This is a genomic window from Magnetovibrio sp., from assembly GCF_036568125.1.
Lineage (GTDB): Bacteria > Pseudomonadota > Alphaproteobacteria > Rhodospirillales > Magnetovibrionaceae > Magnetovibrio.
In genome coordinates this window covers 76,478-91,697 of the sequence record NZ_DATCTF010000015.1, presented here as the reverse complement: position 1 = coordinate 91,697, position 15,220 = coordinate 76,478, and the positions used below count along the sequence as shown (strand labels likewise).

Sequence of the window (15,220 nt, the reverse complement as noted above, 5' to 3'; positions counted from 1 at the left end):
GTTCTGTGTGTTCATAACTCTCTTGAGGGCGTGGCTCAGGGATTGCGGTGGAGCAACGCCTCGATCATATGAACTAGCGCAGGAAAGTCTACAGGCTTGGTGGCGTAATCGTCGAAACCAACTTCGTCAGCTTTCTCGCGGTCCGACATCATGGCGTGGGCGGTCAAGGCGATGACCGGAATTGCGCTGGTTTCAGGCGCACTTTTCAGTAGGTGCACGGCCTCCCACCCATCCAGGACCGGCATATTGATATCCATCAAAATCAAGTCGGGGGCCAATGCGCGGGTCATTTCGACACCTTCTTGTCCGTTCACGGCCAGCAGCACCTCGTAGCCCATTTTTTCCAGACGTCTGGACAGCATGTCGCGATTGAGGTCGTTATCTTCGACGAGGAGCAAGGTGGTCATCAACGTAATCCAGGGCAACTATATGAATCTATGAATGAATTTAATTTAGATATGATACTGAATTGTGTCCGCAGCCTCAGCCTCAGTGATGGAGGTGGGGAGGCGGACGGTGAAGGTTGCGCCTTGGCCCAATGTGCTGTGGGCATCAATTTCGCCGCCAAGCAGTCGAGCAAACTCCCGATTAACCGTCAAGCCCAGACCGGTGCCGCCATATTTTCGGGTAGTTGACGCGTCGGCCTGAATGAACGGATCGAAGACCCGTTTTAGCTGTGCGTCATCCAGGCCGATGCCGGTGTCGGAAACGCTGAAAATAATGCAGTCGACACCGCTATCGGGATTTTGTTGCCGGGTCGCGCTCAGCGTAATGGTGCCGTTGTCCGTGAATTTGGCGGCGTTGGACAAGAAATTGAAAAGAATTTGACGCAATCGGGTGACGTCCGTTTCCATGACGCCGATATCGTCGGCGGTGTTGACAATGAGGGTATTGCTGTTGGCGGCGATCAAGGGTTGGACGGTGTCGACGACGGTATCGAGGATGTCCTGAATCAAGCATTTTTCGATGCTGAGGTCGACGCGTCCAGCTTCGATTTTCGATAGATCGAGAATCTCATTGATGATTCCCAACAGATGTTTGCCGGCTGTGTTGATCTTGTCGAGGTCGGGGGCGATTTCGGCATAACCCAAATCCGCTGCGTCTTCTTGGAGCATTTCGGAATAGCCGATGATGGCGTTCAGCGGGGTGCGCAACTCGTGGCTCATGTTGGCCAGGAACAAGGACTTGGCTTTGTTGGCCGTTTCGGCGTCTTCGCGCGCGCGCAATAATTCGCCTTCGGCGCGGCGGCGTTCTTGCACCTCTTCGGATAAGGCACGGGTTCGTTCGTGGACGCGGTGCTCCAACTCGTCGTGGGCGGTCCGCAGTTCTTCCTGGGTGCGGCGGCGAATGATGGCACCCATTTTAAAGATGCGCAACGCACGCAACATATCGCCGATTTCGTCACGTCGCGGCTTGTCGGGAATTTCTACCGACAAGTCCCCATCGGCCAATCGGGTCATGATGCTGGTGACACGCCGGATCGGGATGGAGATGGAACGTCCCAATAAGATCAGCGCGATCATAAAGGCCAGGGAAAACCCACCCGCGATCAAACCGATGAGGGCGTTGAGGTTCTGTTCCTGCTTGTCGATGGCGACGTTCACTTCGCTGGTGAGACGGGCCAAGATGGTATGAGCGTCGTTGACCGTATTTTCGATTTGTCCACGCAAGCCGTGTTCGAAGTCCAACCCAATTTCGTTGGCAGCGTGCGCCAGTTCGAGAAATGTGCGGCGGTAGGAAAACAAATGGGTGATGAGGTTTAGACGTATTTCCTCATCAGAGACCAAGCGCTTGATGTCGGAAACCATAACCGCATAGTTGCCTTCAAACCGGTCGACGTCCTCGGTTTGTTTGTGCAGTTGAAGGTCTTTGGTGAAGATCTGCAAGATCACCAACTGACGGTGCAGCGCGTGACGGACATTGACCTCGTTGGAGACCTTGTCCAGTTCGGTTTCGATGTTGATGATATCGCGGGCAAGCGCTTTGCGCAGACCTTGGGTTTGGTCCTTGCCGATCTTGGTCTGTAATTCTGCCATGACTTCAAACAGGTACTGGTACTCGCTGGTCAGCACCACCAGTTGTTCCAGCGCATTCATGGGCAGATCTAGCATCCAGAAACGCTCTTTGAGGTCTTCGGTGCTCTCCACGAACCGCTCGAAGATCGTGCTGAATTCTTCGCGGTTGCGCGGGTCGTACAGATTGACGAAATCGTTTTGATTGCGCCGCAAGTTCAGCAGCATCATGTCCATTGACGTAATGGAATTGCGAGTTTCGTTCATCGCACGCAGGGAAGCGTCGCGGTACCAGCTGAGATATAAAATCGTCGCAAGCGAGACCACCACCATCACCGACAACATGGTCAGCTTGGTGCGGATGGGCAGGGTGCGCACGCGACGCAGAAATGGCATATTAGAAACGGTCATGCCTTCGCATTCCAACATCCACGCATGTTGGATGCCCTCCCCAAAGAATTCCGTAAAACCATATGCATCATGATCGATTCAGCGCAGCCTTTGCGCCAAGCCCCCCGGCTGGTTGGTAAGATACGCCAACCAGTCCGATCTGCAAAGTTTTGAAAAAATAGGATTAATGGATGGCGAGGGCGTCGCGGAGTTGGGCTAGAGTTTCAAGGCGGTGCGTATCGTCATAATCCACGGGCGGGTGCGCGCCCCACACTGGCGCGGGCCAAGCGGGATCGCCTTGAAAGCGGGCGATGACGTGGATGTGCAACTGTTCCACCACGTTGCCCAGCGCGGCGACGTTCATTTTATAGGGCTGGAACACGGCCTTCATGGCCTTGCTGACGCGATCGATTTCCGCCATTACCTGGATGCGCTCGCTTGCGTTGAGGTCGTCGAGATCACGCAATTCGTCGATGGCTGGGACCAAAATGACCCATGGATAGGTTTTGTCACGCATCAGCAACACCCGGCAAATGTCCAAACGCGTTACTTCGACCGTGTCTTTGTCCAAGATGGGGTTGAGGGTGAAGGCGGATGTACTCATGGTTAAGGTCTCTTTAGATTGCTGTCGGGTTCGGGCAGTATGAGCCCACGGCGAAGCGAAGGACAATGATCAATGACGGAAATGCGCGTTAAAACGGAGTTTTGGGTCAAGGCCCAACTGCGTTTGTGCGACCAATCGTTCCTGCCTGCCGTGGTGGCGCGGCGCGGCGACCGAGACGCGGGCCAAGTGCTGATCAAACTCAACCGTCTGGGGCGTGGCTGCGAGCTTCTGGGGCGACGGTTTTCGGTCGACGGCAATCGGGTGTGGATGGTCGTTGCCGGCGGTGAGGGCCCGGATGCGGAGGCGGCGTGCGACACCTACATCGCGCGCGAGGTCGATATCGACACGGATCTGTGGGTGATCGAGATCGAAGACCCGGACGGCAGCTACCTGCCTGACGGCCAGCAGCCCGTGCGCCCTTAGTCGGTTGCGAACAATTGCCCCATATCCTTGAAACTCTTGAATTCCAAGGCGTTGCCACTGGGGTCTTGAATGAACAGGGTGGCTTGCTCACCGGCCAAGCCTTGGAAACGGATATAGGGCTCAATCACGAAATCGACCTTCGCAGCGACCAGCTTGTCTTTCAGCGCATGCCAGTCGTCCCAGCCCAACACCACGCCGAAATGCGGTGCGGGGACATGTTTGCCATCGACTTGGTTGGTCAGCGCGGTGGGGCCATCGCCGGAGCTGAGATGGGCGACGACCTGGTGGCCCCAAAAATTGAAATCGATCCAGGTGTCCGAAGAGCGTCCTTCCGCACACCCCAAGAACTCACCGTAAAATTTTCGCGCCTGTTCCAAGTCGTGGACCGGAAAAGCCAAATGAAAAGGCTGGATGGGCGATACCGAAGACATGGGGAAGTCCTTTCAAAATGCGCTATGGTGGAGGCGGAAAACCACAGGGGCGAGACATCATGAGCACGGTTATCGACGAAATTCTAGGCAAAATTCAAGCGCTTGAACAAGACCTGGAACAAGAATACGAAACCCAACGCACGCAGTTTCGCTACCGTCTCGACCAGCACAAGGTTTTGTTCGAGCAGGAAATGACGATCCGCCATCGCGCGCTACGCAAAAGCGTGATGAAGTTTTGGCGGGAATCCGAACTGCTCAATTTCATCACTTCGCCGGTGATCTACGCGCTGGTGGTGCCTCTTGTTTTGCTCGACCTGTCGTTAAGCCTGTTTCAATTGATCTGCTTTCCCATTTACGGCATCAAAAAAGTGCCGCGTTCGGACTTTATCGTCATCGATCGCCATCATTTGGCGTATCTCAATTGGGTCGAAAAGCTCAATTGCGCTTATTGCGGCTATGCCAACGGGGTGATCGCCTATGGCCGCGAAATCGCCAGCCGTACGGAAAAAAGGTGGTGCCCCATCAAGCATGCCCGACGGGTGCGCGGCGTGCATCATCGCTACTACGAGTTCGACGATTACGGTGACGCGGAAAGCTACCGTGAACACATGAACAACCGTAGGTAAACGAGACCTTGCGCCGTATATCACTTAGGCATATATAGATCTGATATATGTTCGGCACATGTGCCGCCGTTCTTGCGGAGTGGAATATGGACGTGAAAACCTTGTGCCTGGGCGTGTTGAGCCTGGGTGATGCCAGCGGGTATGAAATCCGCAAAATGTTCGAAGAAGGACCGTTCGCGCACTTTCACCAAGCGAGCTTCGGTTCCATCTATCCGGCTTTGTCCAAGTTGCTGGAAGCCGAACAGGTCACCTGCACGGTCGAGGCCCAGGATGGCCGACCCGACAAAAAAGTCTATTCCATTACCGAAGCAGGCTTGAGCGCTTTTCGCGCTGCTTTACGCAAAAAGCCGGACATGGATCGGGTGCGTTCCGAAACGCTGTTCATGCTTTTTTTCGCCGATCATTTGGACGACGCACATTTAACCGAGGTCTATGACGGCTATATGGCGGACTATCGTTTTTACGTTGAAAAGATGGCGCAGTTGGACAACACCGGTCTGTCGCGGGGACGCCGGTTCGTGCGTGGTTTCGGCATGGCATTTTACCAAGGCGTGTTGAAATACATGGAAGACAATCGCGATGCATTTTTCGCCGCTGCCAAAGACGACGGTTGGCGCGATCTGGAATCGATCCGCGAATGTATGGACTGTGTCAGTCCGGCCATCCGTAAGCATAAAGTGGGAGAGGACGCATGAGCCCCAAGGACAATTTCGAGCCCTCTTTGGATCAAGGGGAACACGCTTCGGGTCAGTCGTCTTCGAGAAAGCCCCTGTTGCAAACTTCGCACAAGATGGCCATCGCCATCGCGGTGCTGGCGGTAATGTGGATGGTCTCGGGGCGGTTCACCAATCCCGAGCCCGCCGCCGTGAACGGCGTAACGCCAGTCGACGCAGTCGATGGTCCCGCCTCTGCGCAGGCCGAGGACAACCCACAAACGCGCGTGCGCGTAAGCACCGTCACCAGTGAAGAACACGTGCGCAAGATCGCCATCTTGGGCCGCATCGAAGCGGACAAAGCGGTGTCCGTGCGCGCCGAAATACCGGGCCGCATCGCCGAGGTGGTGGTGCAACGCGGCGCGCGGGTCGAGGCCGGAGACGTGTTGGTCAAAATGGATCCGGAAAATCTTCCGGCGTTGCTGGCTGAGGCGCGTGCGCGTTTGGAACAACGCAAGATCGCTTATGAGTCCGCGCAAAAACTCAGCAAAGGCGGCTACAGTTCGCAATTGAACGTGGCCCAGGCCAAAGCCGACATGGAAGCCGCCCGCGCACAGGTGTCGGGTATGCAGCGCGATATGGACAACACCACCATCACTGCGCCGCTCGCCGGCGTGGTCGATGATCTGCCGGTGGAAGCAGGCGACTTCATCGACAAGGCCGGCGCAATCGTCGCGCGGGTCATCGATCTGACGCGGATGAACGCGGTCGGTGAAGTGGTGGAACACGACATCGGCTACATCGATTTGGGCGGCGAGGCGCAGGTGCGTCTGCCCGACGAGCGCATGGTCAGCGGTCGTGTCAGCTTTATCGCCAAATCATCCACGGCATTGACCCGCACTTTTCGCGTCGAGGTGACGATGGATGTGCCCGACGGCTCGGTGCCCGAAGGCGTGACCGCCGAGTTGCACCTGCCGCTGGAACGCGTGGTGGCGCACAAAATTTCTCCGGCATTGCTGACGCTCAACGATGAGGGCGCGGTGGGCGTTAAAACCGTCAACGATCAAGGGGTGGTCGAATTCCATCCCGTCGAGATGGTGTCCGACGCCACAGACGGGATCTGGCTGACCGGGTTGCCGCAGCAAGCGCGGATCATCACCGTGGGCCAGGAATTCGTCGCCGAAGGACAAACCGTGATCCCCGTCGAAGGGGAGTTGAATACGCAAAAGTCCGCCACCGGTTTGGTCAACGGGGAAGGAAACTAACCCATGCGCGGGCTCATCGACATCGCCTTTGTCCATGCCAGGACCACGCTTTCGACGCTGTTGTTGCTGTTGATGGCGGGTACCGTGGCTTACGTGGAAATTCCTAAGGAAGCCGAACCCGACATCAACATCCCGTTGGTGATCGTGCGTGTCGTGCATGATGGCATTTCCCCCGAGGACAGCGAAAGCCTGATCATTCGACCGTTGGAACTGGAGCTGCGTTCCGTCGAAGGGCTCAAGGAAATGCGCGCCAAAGGCTACGAAGGCGGCGCCAACATCGTGTTGGAGTTCGAAGCCGGTTTCGACGCCAAGCAGGCGCTCACCGATGTGCGTGAAAAAGTCGACAACGCCAAACCCGATTTGCCCGAAGACAGCGAAGACCCGGTCATCGAAGAGATCAATTTTTCCGAATTTCCGGTTGTGGTGGTCAGTCTGTCCGGCATTGTGCCGGAACGTGCGTTGCTGCAGCTGGGGCGTGATCTGAAAGACGAGCTGGAAGGTTTGAGCCCGGTCTTGAAAGCGGAACTCACCGGCACCCGCGACGAGATGGTGGAAATCCTCATCGATCCGGTCAAGGTGGAAAGCTACGGCCTCAGCCCTTCTGAGGCCATCGCCAACGTCAAAAGTTCCAACAAACTGGTCGCGGCTGGCGCACAAGACACCGGGCGCGGCAGCTTCACCCTCAAGGTGCCGGGATTGCTGACCGATGTCGGCGAGATCATGGCGCTGCCGATCACCGTCGATGGCGACGCGGTGGTGCGCTTGGGCGACATCGGCGAGGTGCGTCGCGCCTTTAAGGACCCCAAGAGTTTCGCCCGCATCAACGGCGAACGCGCGGTGACGTTGGAGGTCTCAAAACGGTCCGGCGAAAATTTGATCGAAACCGTCGAACTGGTGAAAGCCACGGTCGAGGGCGAGCGTTCGGCGTGGCCGGAATCGTTGCAGAACTCGGTCAACGTGACCTACGCGCAAGACAAGTCGACGGATATTCGCGAACGCCTGTCGACGTTGGAAAATTCCGTCATCAGCGCGGTGCTGCTGGTTATGATCGTGGTGGTTGCCGCACTGGGATTGCGCTCGGCGGGCTTGGTCGGCGTCGCGATTCCGGGCTCGTTTCTGACCGGCGTTTTGGTGCTGCATTCCATGGGCCTGACCATGAACATGGTGGTGCTGTTCGGTCTGGTGCTGGCGGTCGGCATGTTGGTCGATGGTGCCATCGTGGTGACCGAATTCGCAGATCGCAAAATGACCGAAGGCTTGCACCGCAAAAAGGCGTATGCCCTGGCCGCCAAGCGCATGGCGCCACCGATCCTCGCCGCGACTCTGACCACCTTGGCGGCGTTTTTGCCGTTACTGTTTTGGCCCGGCGTGGTCGGCGAGTTCATGAAGTATCTGCCCATTACCTTGCTGGCGACATTGTCGGCGTCGTTGCTGATGGCGTTGGTGTTCATTCCGGCGTTGGGGGCGTACATCGGTCGTCCCGGCACCGCCGATCCGCAAGCGATGCGCGCGCTGAAAGGCGGCGAACAAGGCGGTCTGGATAATGCCAGCGGCATCACGCGGGCCTATCTGGGTATTTTGGAAACGGCCTTGAACCATCCCGCAAAGGTGATGATCGGCGCGGTTTTGATGCTGGTTGGTGTTTTGTTTACGTATGCCAAGTTCGGCAACGGGATCGAATTTTTTCCCGAATCCGAACCCAGCACCGCACAGGTCCAAGTGCGGGCGCGCGGCAACCTGTCGATTTGGGAACGCGATGCGCTGATGCGCGAAATCGAGGCCGAGATTATGCGCGTCAAAGACATCAAGACCGTTTACGCGCGCACCCGTTCCAATCCCACAGGCGAAAGCGCGGAAGACATCATCGGCACGGTGTTTCTCGAATTCGAAGATTGGGACAAACGGCGCAAGGCCGATGTGATATTGGATGAAATCCGCACCCGCACGGCACCGATCGCGGGCGTGATCGTGAACACGCTCAAACGCGAAAGCGGCCCGCCGGTGGGCAAGCCGGTGCAGATCGAAATTTCGTCGCGCTATCCCGAACTTTTGGAGCCGACGGCCCGGCGTATCATCGAAGAGCTGAACAAAAACGAGAATTTTGTCGATATCGAAGACAGCTTGCCGTTGCCGGGGATCGATTGGGTTTTCGAGGTCGATCGCGCCCAGGCGGCCAAGTTCGGCGCCAATGTTTCGTCGATCGGCAGCACCGTTCGTCTGGCTACGGCGGGGATCAAGTTGGGTGGTTATCGTCCTCGCGACACCGATGACGAGTTGGACATTCGTGCGCGCTTTCCCAGCGAATATCGCACCTTGGAACAGTTGCGTCACATGCGGATCAAAACACCGGCGGGCCAAGTGCCGATGAGCAACTTCGTCACCATGGAACCGCGTGCCAAGACCGGCACCATCAGCCGCACCGACGTCAAGCGCGTGGTTACGGTCAAGGCCGACGTGGCCGAAGGCGTGCTGGCCGACGTCATGGTCAAAGGTGTTCAGGCGTGGATTGCGTCAGCGGATTTGGATCCGCGCATCTCAATCCGCTTCAAGGGCGAAGATGAAGAGCAAGACAAAGCCAAGGCGTTCTTGGGCAAGGCGTTCGGCGTGGCGCTGTTTTTGATCGCGATCATCTTGGTGACGCAATTCAACAGTTTCTATTCCAGCTTGCTGATTTTGTCGGCTGTGGTGATGTCGACCATTGGGGTATTCATCGGCTTGCTGATCACCGGTCAGCCGTTCGGCATCGTCATGGGCGGCATCGGCGTGATCTCGTTGGCGGGGATCGTGGTCAACAACAACATCGTGCTGATCGACACCTTTGACCGCCTTAAACAGAGCACCTCGGATGTGCGCGAAGCGGTCATGCTGACCGGCGCGCAACGTTTGCGTCCGGTGTTGCTGACCACCGTGACGACGATTTTGGGCCTGATGCCCATGGCCATGAACATCGGTATCGATTTCATTGGCCGCACCGTGGTGTTCGATGCGCCGGCCAATCAGATGTGGGTGCAGTTGTCCCTGTCGATCGTGTTCGGCTTGAGTTTCGCCACGATCTTGACGCTGATCGTCACGCCTGCATTGTTGATGTTGCGGGCCAATGTCGCGGCTTGGCGTCAACGCCGCCGCGATCGCCACGGCGCGCCCCGCATGGCTTCATAGATAGCTTAGTCGATCAGTGGCGGGGCGATGCAGTTCGGCGGCAAATGCACCTTAACGGTGGTTCCGGCGCCTTTTTGGCTGATGATTTCCAGGCTGCCGCCATGCAATTCGACCAGTCCTTGGGTCAAAGGCAGACCCAGGCCGGTGCCGTGATACTTACGGGTGTGGTCGCTTTCGACCTGACCGAATTGCATCATCGCCTTGGTGATATCGGCTTCGTCCATGCCGATGCCGGTGTCTGAAACGACAATGGCGAGGCCGCCATCGTCTTTTTTCTCGAACGAGATGCTGACACTTCCCCCCGAGGTGGTGAATTTCACCGCATTGGAAAGTAAGTTCAAAAACACCTGCTTGATGCGGCGTTCATCGGCGATGATAAAGGTGTCTTGGTCGATGCAGTCGCACGTGATGGTGATACCGACCTGCTCGGCACGCGGTGCCACCAACCGCAATGACGATTGCAGGACGTCGGCAAGACGGAATGTGGTGGTGTAAAGACTTACCTGCGAGGCTTCCAGCGAGGCGACGTCGAGAATATCATTGATCAATGCCAGCAGATGCTCACCGGATTCCTTGATGATGTTGACGTAATCGAGATAAGCCGGATTATCGAGTGGGCCGAAAGTTTCGTTTTGGATGGAACTGGAAAAGCCGATGATCGCGTTTAACGGAGTGCGCAATTCGTGACTGGTATTGGCGAGAATTTCGGACTTTGCCCGGCTGGCAATTTCCGCCTGCTCTTTTGCGGCGGTGAGTTTTTCCTCTGCCAGTTTACGCTCGGAAATGTCTTCGTGAACGGCGACGAAGTGATTGATGGTTTCAGAGTAAAGCGCCACCGGGCTGATGGTCAGGTTGGCCCAAAACACGGTGCCGTCTTTGCGCTTGTTTTGAATTTCGCCTTGCCATTTCTTACCGGCAAGAATGGTGGCCCATAGATCTTGATAAGTTTCTCGTGTCGTTAGGCCCGATTGCAACAGGCGCGGATTTTGTCCGATGACCTCTTCGCTGCTAAAGCCGGTCATTTTCTTGAACATGGTGTTGACGTACTGGATCGTGCCGTCGAGATCGGTGACGAAAACCATCGACGGATTTTGTTCGATAATTTCAGAAAGCATGCGCAGTTGTTTTTCCGCATCGAGCTTTTCGGTGATGTCCTCGGCGGTGCCGTAAACGCCTTTGAGATCCCAGGTGACCTTGTCGAAGTGCGGCAGGCCGCTGATCAACAGTGAGCGGTTGACGCCGTCGGGGCGCTCGATTCTAAACAGGCGGTCGCGAAACGGTTTGTCCCAATCAGGCTCGGCTTGCCCCCCTGGAATGGCGGGAAAGCTCCCCAACGAAGAGAGTTTCTGCCCGATCAAGTGTTGCGGCGGTAGGCCGAAGACTTCGAACGCGCGCTCGGATACGAAGGTTAGGGTGCCGCTTTTGTCGATTTCCCAAATGACTTCGGACACCAGACGGGTGATGTCTTCCAGTCGCGCCAATGCATTTGACGCCCGTTCCTCGGCCTTACCGGGAAACGAAGGCCAGTTTCTAGGCTTTCGGCTTTGATACACATGCACCACGCTGACGCCCCCTCGTCTCGAATATCGAGATGATTAACCATAAAACTTTATTGTCATAAAGCTATAAAATCATTCTAAACGGGAAAAAAGCGCGTAAGGAGTCACGTAAAGGTGTAGCTGAAAGGCGTGCATGGTGTAGGGTTATGTGGAAAATGTGCTTGATTATACGAATGGTGTATCTCTTTTTCCGACCGTCTCGGGCTATGATCTAACGACAGTATAGCATTGATGATGAGGTTTCGATGAGTCCTGTGCTGGACGCGGACCGGTTGCTGAGCTTGGCGCGTGAAAATACCGCCAAAAGCAAAACTGAGCTTGCCGCTGTCGTCGACAGCTTGTTCGATGATCGCGGAACGGCGCTGTCCGACCGCGAAAAAAGCCTCATGTTCAACATCATTCAGAAACTTGTGCATGAGGTCGAGGTCTCGGTGCGCAAGAAGCTCAGCGAAAAACTCGCCGAAGATAGCACTGTTCCGCATGAATTGGTGGTGGCGCTGGCATCCGATGAATTGGATGTCGCGTACCCGATTCTGACCAAAAGCAAGGTTCTGCACGACGAAGACCTGATCGAAATCATTCGCTTGCGTACCGAAGAGTATCACCTCGCCATCACATTGCGCGACGACATCAGCGAACAGGTTTCCGACGCGTTGGTCGAGACCAATAACGTCAGCGTCATCACGCATCTTTTGAAGAATGAAAACGCCCGCATTTCTCAGGCTGCGATGGCGTATCTGGTCGAACAGTCCAAACGCGTCGACACCTTCCAAGATCCGCTTTTGCGGCGCACCGACCTGCCCGAAGCGTTGGCGCAAAAGATGTTCATGTGGGTGTCTTCGGCATTGCGTCAACACATTATCGAACGCTACCACATCGATGCCGAGACCACGGATCGCCTGTTGCGGCAAGCGGCACGGGAGGGGTATGAAGCAACCCTGACGGAAAAGTCGGACCCGTCATCGGAATTGATCAAGAGCCTGCGCGAACGCGGCATGGTGACCCCGGAAATGCTGGTGCAAACCTTGTCGGACGGTGAAATTCCCTTGTTTTTCGCGATTTTGGCAGACCTAACCAAACTCAATGACGTGTTGGTACGGCGTATCGTTTTCGAAAAAGGCGGAGAGGGCATCGCCATTGCGTGTAAGGCGATCGGTCTTGCGGAAATCGATTTCATCACCATTTTCCGCAAAAGCCGCCGGGTTGCGCCAGGGCGCGCCGACGCCACCCGTGCCGATGTCAACGCGATCTTGGATCTCTACCGTGGATTTGAACAGGACGACGCATTGAAAGTGGTCGAGATGTGGAACGACGACCGCGAATATCTCAGTGCGATCCGCGATCTGTTGCCGAATACGCCCGAAACGGGATCTGTATTTCACTGAACGCCGGTTAGGGCTTTTTGCCGTTGAGGTCGATGTCCACAGGTTGGTCGTCGTCGTCGTCAATCTCGCACGAACCGGTGCGGATGCAGATGGCGCGGTAGCTGCGCACGGCGAACGGAATGGAGATCATGTACGCCGCCAAAATGCCCGACAACGTCACCCATGGCGCGCTCAGCATGCTGGCGATCACCAAGCCGACGGTGACCATCAAAGGCAATACCAGCTTGGGGCTCAGCTTGACCTTCTTGAATGAATAGGTGGGGATCGAACTAATCATCAACATCGCCACCACGATCATAAAGACCGATACCACTTCGGGGCGGCGCACATATTCTTCGAACAAGTTGAACGAAATGATCATCGGCAACAGCACCAGACCGGCCGCCGCCGGGGCAGGAACGCCGGAAAAGAAGGTCGAGGCCCACGCCGGGGGATCGGGGTCTTCGGCGGCGGTGTTGAAACGCGCCAAACGCAGCGCGCAACTGACAGCGAACAGCACCACCAAGATCCAGCCGAACCGCCCCATCTGCTCCAACGACCAAAAATACAGCATCATTGGCGGGGCGACGCCGAAGCTGAGAATGTCGGCCAGCGAATCCAACTCCGCCCCGAACTTAGAGGTCCCCTTGAGCAGTCGTGCAATTCGCCCGTCCAACGCGTCCAAGATCGCCGCCGCTAAAATCGCCAGTGCGGCGTGTTCCCAGCGCCCTTCGTAGGCAAAGCGGATCGCCGTCAGGCCCGAGCTCAGGGCCATCAGCGTCAGCATGTTGGGAATCATCACGTTCAGTGACAAGCGCTTGCGCTTGGGGCGTCGGATCGACGAGGGGGGGGCGCTGTGGGGGCTGGTATCGGTCATTAGCGAACCTCGCCCTCGCGACGGGTTTCATCGGCGTCCAAATCGGCAACCACCGTTTCGCCGGCGGTGGTCAATTGGCCAACGGCAACCAGCGGCTGGGCGTCTTTCGGTAAATAGACGTCGACGCGCGAACCAAACCGGATTAGGCCGAAACGTTGCCCGGCTTGCAGGTGATCGCCTTCTTTGACCTGGCACACGATCCGTCGTGCAACCAGGCCCGCGATCTGCACGAACGCGATATCGTGGCCCGTGGCGGTGCGCATGGAGAGCGACATGCGTTCGTTGAATTCGCTGGCCTTGTCGAGTTCGGCATTGAGGAATTTACCGGGACGATAGGCAATCTTTGATATCGTGCCGTCCATCGGGGCGCGATTCACATGGACGTTGAAGACGTTCATGAAAATGCACACGCGTGGGCGGGCTTCGTCACCCATTTCCAATTCCGCCGGTGGCACCGCTTCGTCGATCAGGCAGATGCGGCCATCTGCGGGCGCGATGACCAGACCCGGTCGGGTCGGGGTCACGCGGTCGGGGTCGCGGAAGAAATAAACGCACCACAGCGTCAGAACGAAGCCAATCCAACCGAGCGGCTCGGCATAGTAGCCAAGGGCCAGGGCGATGACGGCGAACAGCGCGATGAACGGCCAACCGGCGCTGTTGATAGGGACCAGGATGGTCTTCACGAAATGATCTTCCTTAAACTGTTCACCGGAAAAGTTCCGGTTTCGATCCGCGCGCATTGTAGATGCGCGAAGGCGTTACGTTAAGCCTTGTATTTTACGTTAAAAAATGGCTGCAAAGCACCGTTTATTGTTTTGTCCTATTGTCCAGGCAGGCGGAACACTTGGCCGGGATAGATCAAATTGGGGTCACGGATCAGCTTTTGATTTGCCTCGTAAATCATATGGAAACGCAATCCTTCGCCATAGGTGCGCTGCGCCAGCCGCCACAGGCTGTTGCCGGGTTGCACGACGACGAAGCTGCCGGGGGCGAGATCTTTGGTGTCCGCAGGCTCGGCACGTTGGAACGGCAGTTCGCGCCGCGCCAACACCTGGGCGCGGTCGTCGATCATGTCGGCACGTAGGGTATAGGTGCCGGGTGCGATATCGGTTTGCGGGGTGACGTGCCAGCGTCCCGCCGCATCGGTGATGGTGCGGCCGATGAAATGGTTGTCGATGTAAAGCTGCACCGCGTGTCCCGGCGATGCGTGGCCGCTGATGGTCAGGTTGCCGCCGCCGTAATCGACGGAATCGACGCCGAAAACGTCTTGCGGGCCGGGTTTTTGCAGAACTTCACTGGGGCCGGTGCCGTCGCGACGTACTTTCAGCGCCAGCGCACCGTCGGTGTTGGCACCGCGTTCGGGGACCACCAAAATCACCACATGGTCGGACAGAACGGGATCGTGCCCGTCAACGTGCATGCGCAGGCCGAGGCGGCGTTCACCGGGTTCCAATAGGGATTCGGGTACATACACCCATTCTCCATGAGCATCCGCAGCGACGGACCCGAACACATTGTCGCCGTCAAGGATTTCGACGCGGCTGCCGGGATGGGCGCGGCCCGCCATCACGGCGTTGCCTTCGGGGTTGACCCGCACGACGTCGAACGACGGCGGGACGACGGTTTCAGCTTGGGTTTTGGTCGCGCGATCTTGTTCAGTGGTTTGGGCAGGCGGCGGCGGGGGGGTATCCACGTCGCCCAGAATGATGCTGAGCCCGACGGCGACGGCGATGATGACCACGCCGAGCACACCTATCATGACGGATTTATGCAACGTCCCCCAACTCCTGATCCCGTGAGGCCCCAACATTATTATGTTTAACACTAAATGTGGGGCGATGGGACTGCAATCACCCT

14 protein-coding genes are annotated in these 15,220 nt (G+C 56.9%); 6 read left to right on the top strand and 8 right to left on the bottom strand.

What is annotated here, in order from left to right:
• Positions 1-35: 35 nt before the first annotated feature.
• The 3 genes from VIN96_RS13085 to VIN96_RS13075 all read right to left on the bottom strand — a co-directional run bounded on the left by VIN96_RS13085 (position 36) and on the right by VIN96_RS13075 (position 3,006).
• Positions 36-407 (bottom strand): response regulator, encoded by a 372-nt coding sequence (locus VIN96_RS13085; protein ID WP_331896676.1) that lies wholly within the window; start codon positions 405-407, stop codon positions 36-38.
• 45 nt (positions 408-452) lie between these two features.
• Positions 453-2,423 carry a sensor histidine kinase gene (locus tag VIN96_RS13080; protein WP_331896675.1) on the bottom strand — a complete coding sequence of 657 codons (1,971 nt, stop codon included), beginning with the start codon at positions 2,421-2,423 and terminating at the stop codon, positions 453-455.
• 163 nt (positions 2,424-2,586) lie between these two features.
• Positions 2,587-3,006, bottom strand: a complete 420-nt coding sequence (locus VIN96_RS13075) for an HIT family protein (protein WP_331896674.1) — start codon at positions 3,004-3,006, stop codon at positions 2,587-2,589.
• 72 nt (positions 3,007-3,078) lie between these two features.
• Between VIN96_RS13075 and VIN96_RS13070 the strand changes: the two genes are divergently transcribed.
• The gene (locus VIN96_RS13070) at positions 3,079-3,429 is read left to right on the top strand and encodes a DUF1491 family protein (RefSeq protein ID WP_331896673.1); all 351 of its coding nucleotides are present in this window, start codon (positions 3,079-3,081) and stop codon (positions 3,427-3,429) included.
• Here the strand turns inward: VIN96_RS13070 and VIN96_RS13065 are convergent.
• Complete coding sequence (locus tag VIN96_RS13065) at positions 3,426-3,860, bottom strand: VOC family protein (RefSeq protein WP_331896672.1); 435 nt, start codon at positions 3,858-3,860, stop codon at positions 3,426-3,428. The genes VIN96_RS13070 and VIN96_RS13065 overlap by 4 nt on opposite strands.
• Positions 3,861-3,919: 59 nt before the next feature.
• On the opposite strand from VIN96_RS13065, the gene VIN96_RS13060 reads away from it, so the two are divergent.
• The 4 genes from VIN96_RS13060 (at position 3,920) to VIN96_RS13045 (ending at position 9,563) form a co-directional block, all read left to right on the top strand.
• Positions 3,920-4,486: a hypothetical protein gene (locus VIN96_RS13060; RefSeq protein WP_331896671.1), complete on the top strand. Its 567-nt coding sequence runs from the start codon at positions 3,920-3,922 to the stop codon at positions 4,484-4,486.
• Positions 4,487-4,572: 86 nt separating this feature from the next.
• Complete coding sequence (locus VIN96_RS13055) at positions 4,573-5,181, top strand: PadR family transcriptional regulator (RefSeq protein ID WP_331896670.1); 609 nt, start codon at positions 4,573-4,575, stop codon at positions 5,179-5,181.
• Positions 5,178-6,404 (top strand): efflux RND transporter periplasmic adaptor subunit, encoded by a 1,227-nt coding sequence (locus VIN96_RS13050; RefSeq protein WP_331896669.1) that lies wholly within the window; start codon positions 5,178-5,180, stop codon positions 6,402-6,404. The genes VIN96_RS13055 and VIN96_RS13050 overlap by 4 nt, the downstream gene beginning before the upstream one ends.
• 3 nt (positions 6,405-6,407) lie before the next feature.
• Positions 6,408-9,563: an efflux RND transporter permease subunit gene (locus VIN96_RS13045; RefSeq protein WP_331896668.1), complete on the top strand. Its 3,156-nt coding sequence runs from the start codon at positions 6,408-6,410 to the stop codon at positions 9,561-9,563.
• A gap of 5 nt (positions 9,564-9,568) precedes the next feature.
• Here VIN96_RS13045 and VIN96_RS13040 read toward each other — a convergent pair whose 3' ends face one another.
• Complete coding sequence (locus VIN96_RS13040) at positions 9,569-11,125, bottom strand: PAS domain S-box protein (RefSeq protein WP_331896667.1); 1,557 nt, start codon at positions 11,123-11,125, stop codon at positions 9,569-9,571.
• 242 nt (positions 11,126-11,367) lie between these two features.
• Here VIN96_RS13040 and VIN96_RS13035 point away from each other — a divergent pair, with 242 nt between their 5' ends.
• Positions 11,368-12,507 carry a DUF2336 domain-containing protein gene (locus tag VIN96_RS13035; protein WP_331896666.1) on the top strand — a complete coding sequence of 380 codons (1,140 nt, stop codon included), beginning with the start codon at positions 11,368-11,370 and terminating at the stop codon, positions 12,505-12,507.
• A gap of 7 nt (positions 12,508-12,514) precedes the next feature.
• Here the strand turns inward: VIN96_RS13035 and pssA are convergent, their stop codons facing one another.
• The 3 genes from pssA to VIN96_RS13020 all read right to left on the bottom strand — a co-directional run bounded on the left by pssA (position 12,515) and on the right by VIN96_RS13020 (position 15,122).
• On the bottom strand, positions 12,515-13,363 hold the full coding sequence (gene pssA, locus VIN96_RS13030) for a CDP-diacylglycerol--serine O-phosphatidyltransferase (RefSeq protein WP_331896665.1): 849 nt from the start codon (positions 13,361-13,363) through the stop codon (positions 12,515-12,517).
• Positions 13,363-14,103: a phosphatidylserine decarboxylase gene (locus tag VIN96_RS13025; RefSeq protein ID WP_331896664.1), complete on the bottom strand. Its 741-nt coding sequence runs from the start codon at positions 14,101-14,103 to the stop codon at positions 13,363-13,365. The genes pssA and VIN96_RS13025 overlap by 1 nt, the downstream gene beginning before the upstream one ends.
• An 80-nt stretch (positions 14,104-14,183) precedes the next feature.
• Entirely contained in the window at positions 14,184-15,122 is a 939-nt protein-coding gene (locus VIN96_RS13020; RefSeq protein WP_331896663.1) for a LysM peptidoglycan-binding domain-containing protein, read from the bottom strand.
• Positions 15,123-15,220 lie beyond the last annotated feature (98 nt).

Excerpts from the sequence above, each read along its gene's own strand:
- pssA (WP_331896665.1), bottom strand. The coding sequence starts at position 13,363 with ATGACCGATACCAGCCCCCACAGCGCCCCCCCCTCGTCGATCCGACGC.
- VIN96_RS13070 (WP_331896673.1), top strand. The coding sequence starts at position 3,079 with ATGACGGAAATGCGCGTTAAAACGGAGTTTTGGGTCAAGGCCCAACTG.
- VIN96_RS13065 (WP_331896672.1), bottom strand. The coding sequence starts at position 3,860 with ATGTCTTCGGTATCGCCCATCCAGCCTTTTCATTTGGCTTTTCCGGTC.
- VIN96_RS13045 (WP_331896668.1), top strand. The coding sequence starts at position 6,408 with ATGCGCGGGCTCATCGACATCGCCTTTGTCCATGCCAGGACCACGCTT.
- VIN96_RS13035 (WP_331896666.1), top strand. The coding sequence starts at position 11,368 with ATGAGTCCTGTGCTGGACGCGGACCGGTTGCTGAGCTTGGCGCGTGAA.
- VIN96_RS13025 (WP_331896664.1), bottom strand. The coding sequence starts at position 14,103 with ATGCGCGCGGATCGAAACCGGAACTTTTCCGGTGAACAGTTTAAGGAA.
- VIN96_RS13075 (WP_331896674.1), bottom strand. The coding sequence starts at position 3,006 with ATGAGTACATCCGCCTTCACCCTCAACCCCATCTTGGACAAAGACACG.
- VIN96_RS13080 (WP_331896675.1), bottom strand. The coding sequence starts at position 2,423 with ATGACCGTTTCTAATATGCCATTTCTGCGTCGCGTGCGCACCCTGCCC.
- VIN96_RS13060 (WP_331896671.1), top strand. The coding sequence starts at position 3,920 with ATGAGCACGGTTATCGACGAAATTCTAGGCAAAATTCAAGCGCTTGAA.
- VIN96_RS13020 (WP_331896663.1), bottom strand. The coding sequence starts at position 15,122 with ATGATAGGTGTGCTCGGCGTGGTCATCATCGCCGTCGCCGTCGGGCTC.
- VIN96_RS13050 (WP_331896669.1), top strand. The coding sequence starts at position 5,178 with ATGAGCCCCAAGGACAATTTCGAGCCCTCTTTGGATCAAGGGGAACAC.
- VIN96_RS13055 (WP_331896670.1), top strand. The coding sequence starts at position 4,573 with ATGGACGTGAAAACCTTGTGCCTGGGCGTGTTGAGCCTGGGTGATGCC.
- VIN96_RS13085 (WP_331896676.1), bottom strand. The coding sequence starts at position 407 with ATGACCACCTTGCTCCTCGTCGAAGATAACGACCTCAATCGCGACATG.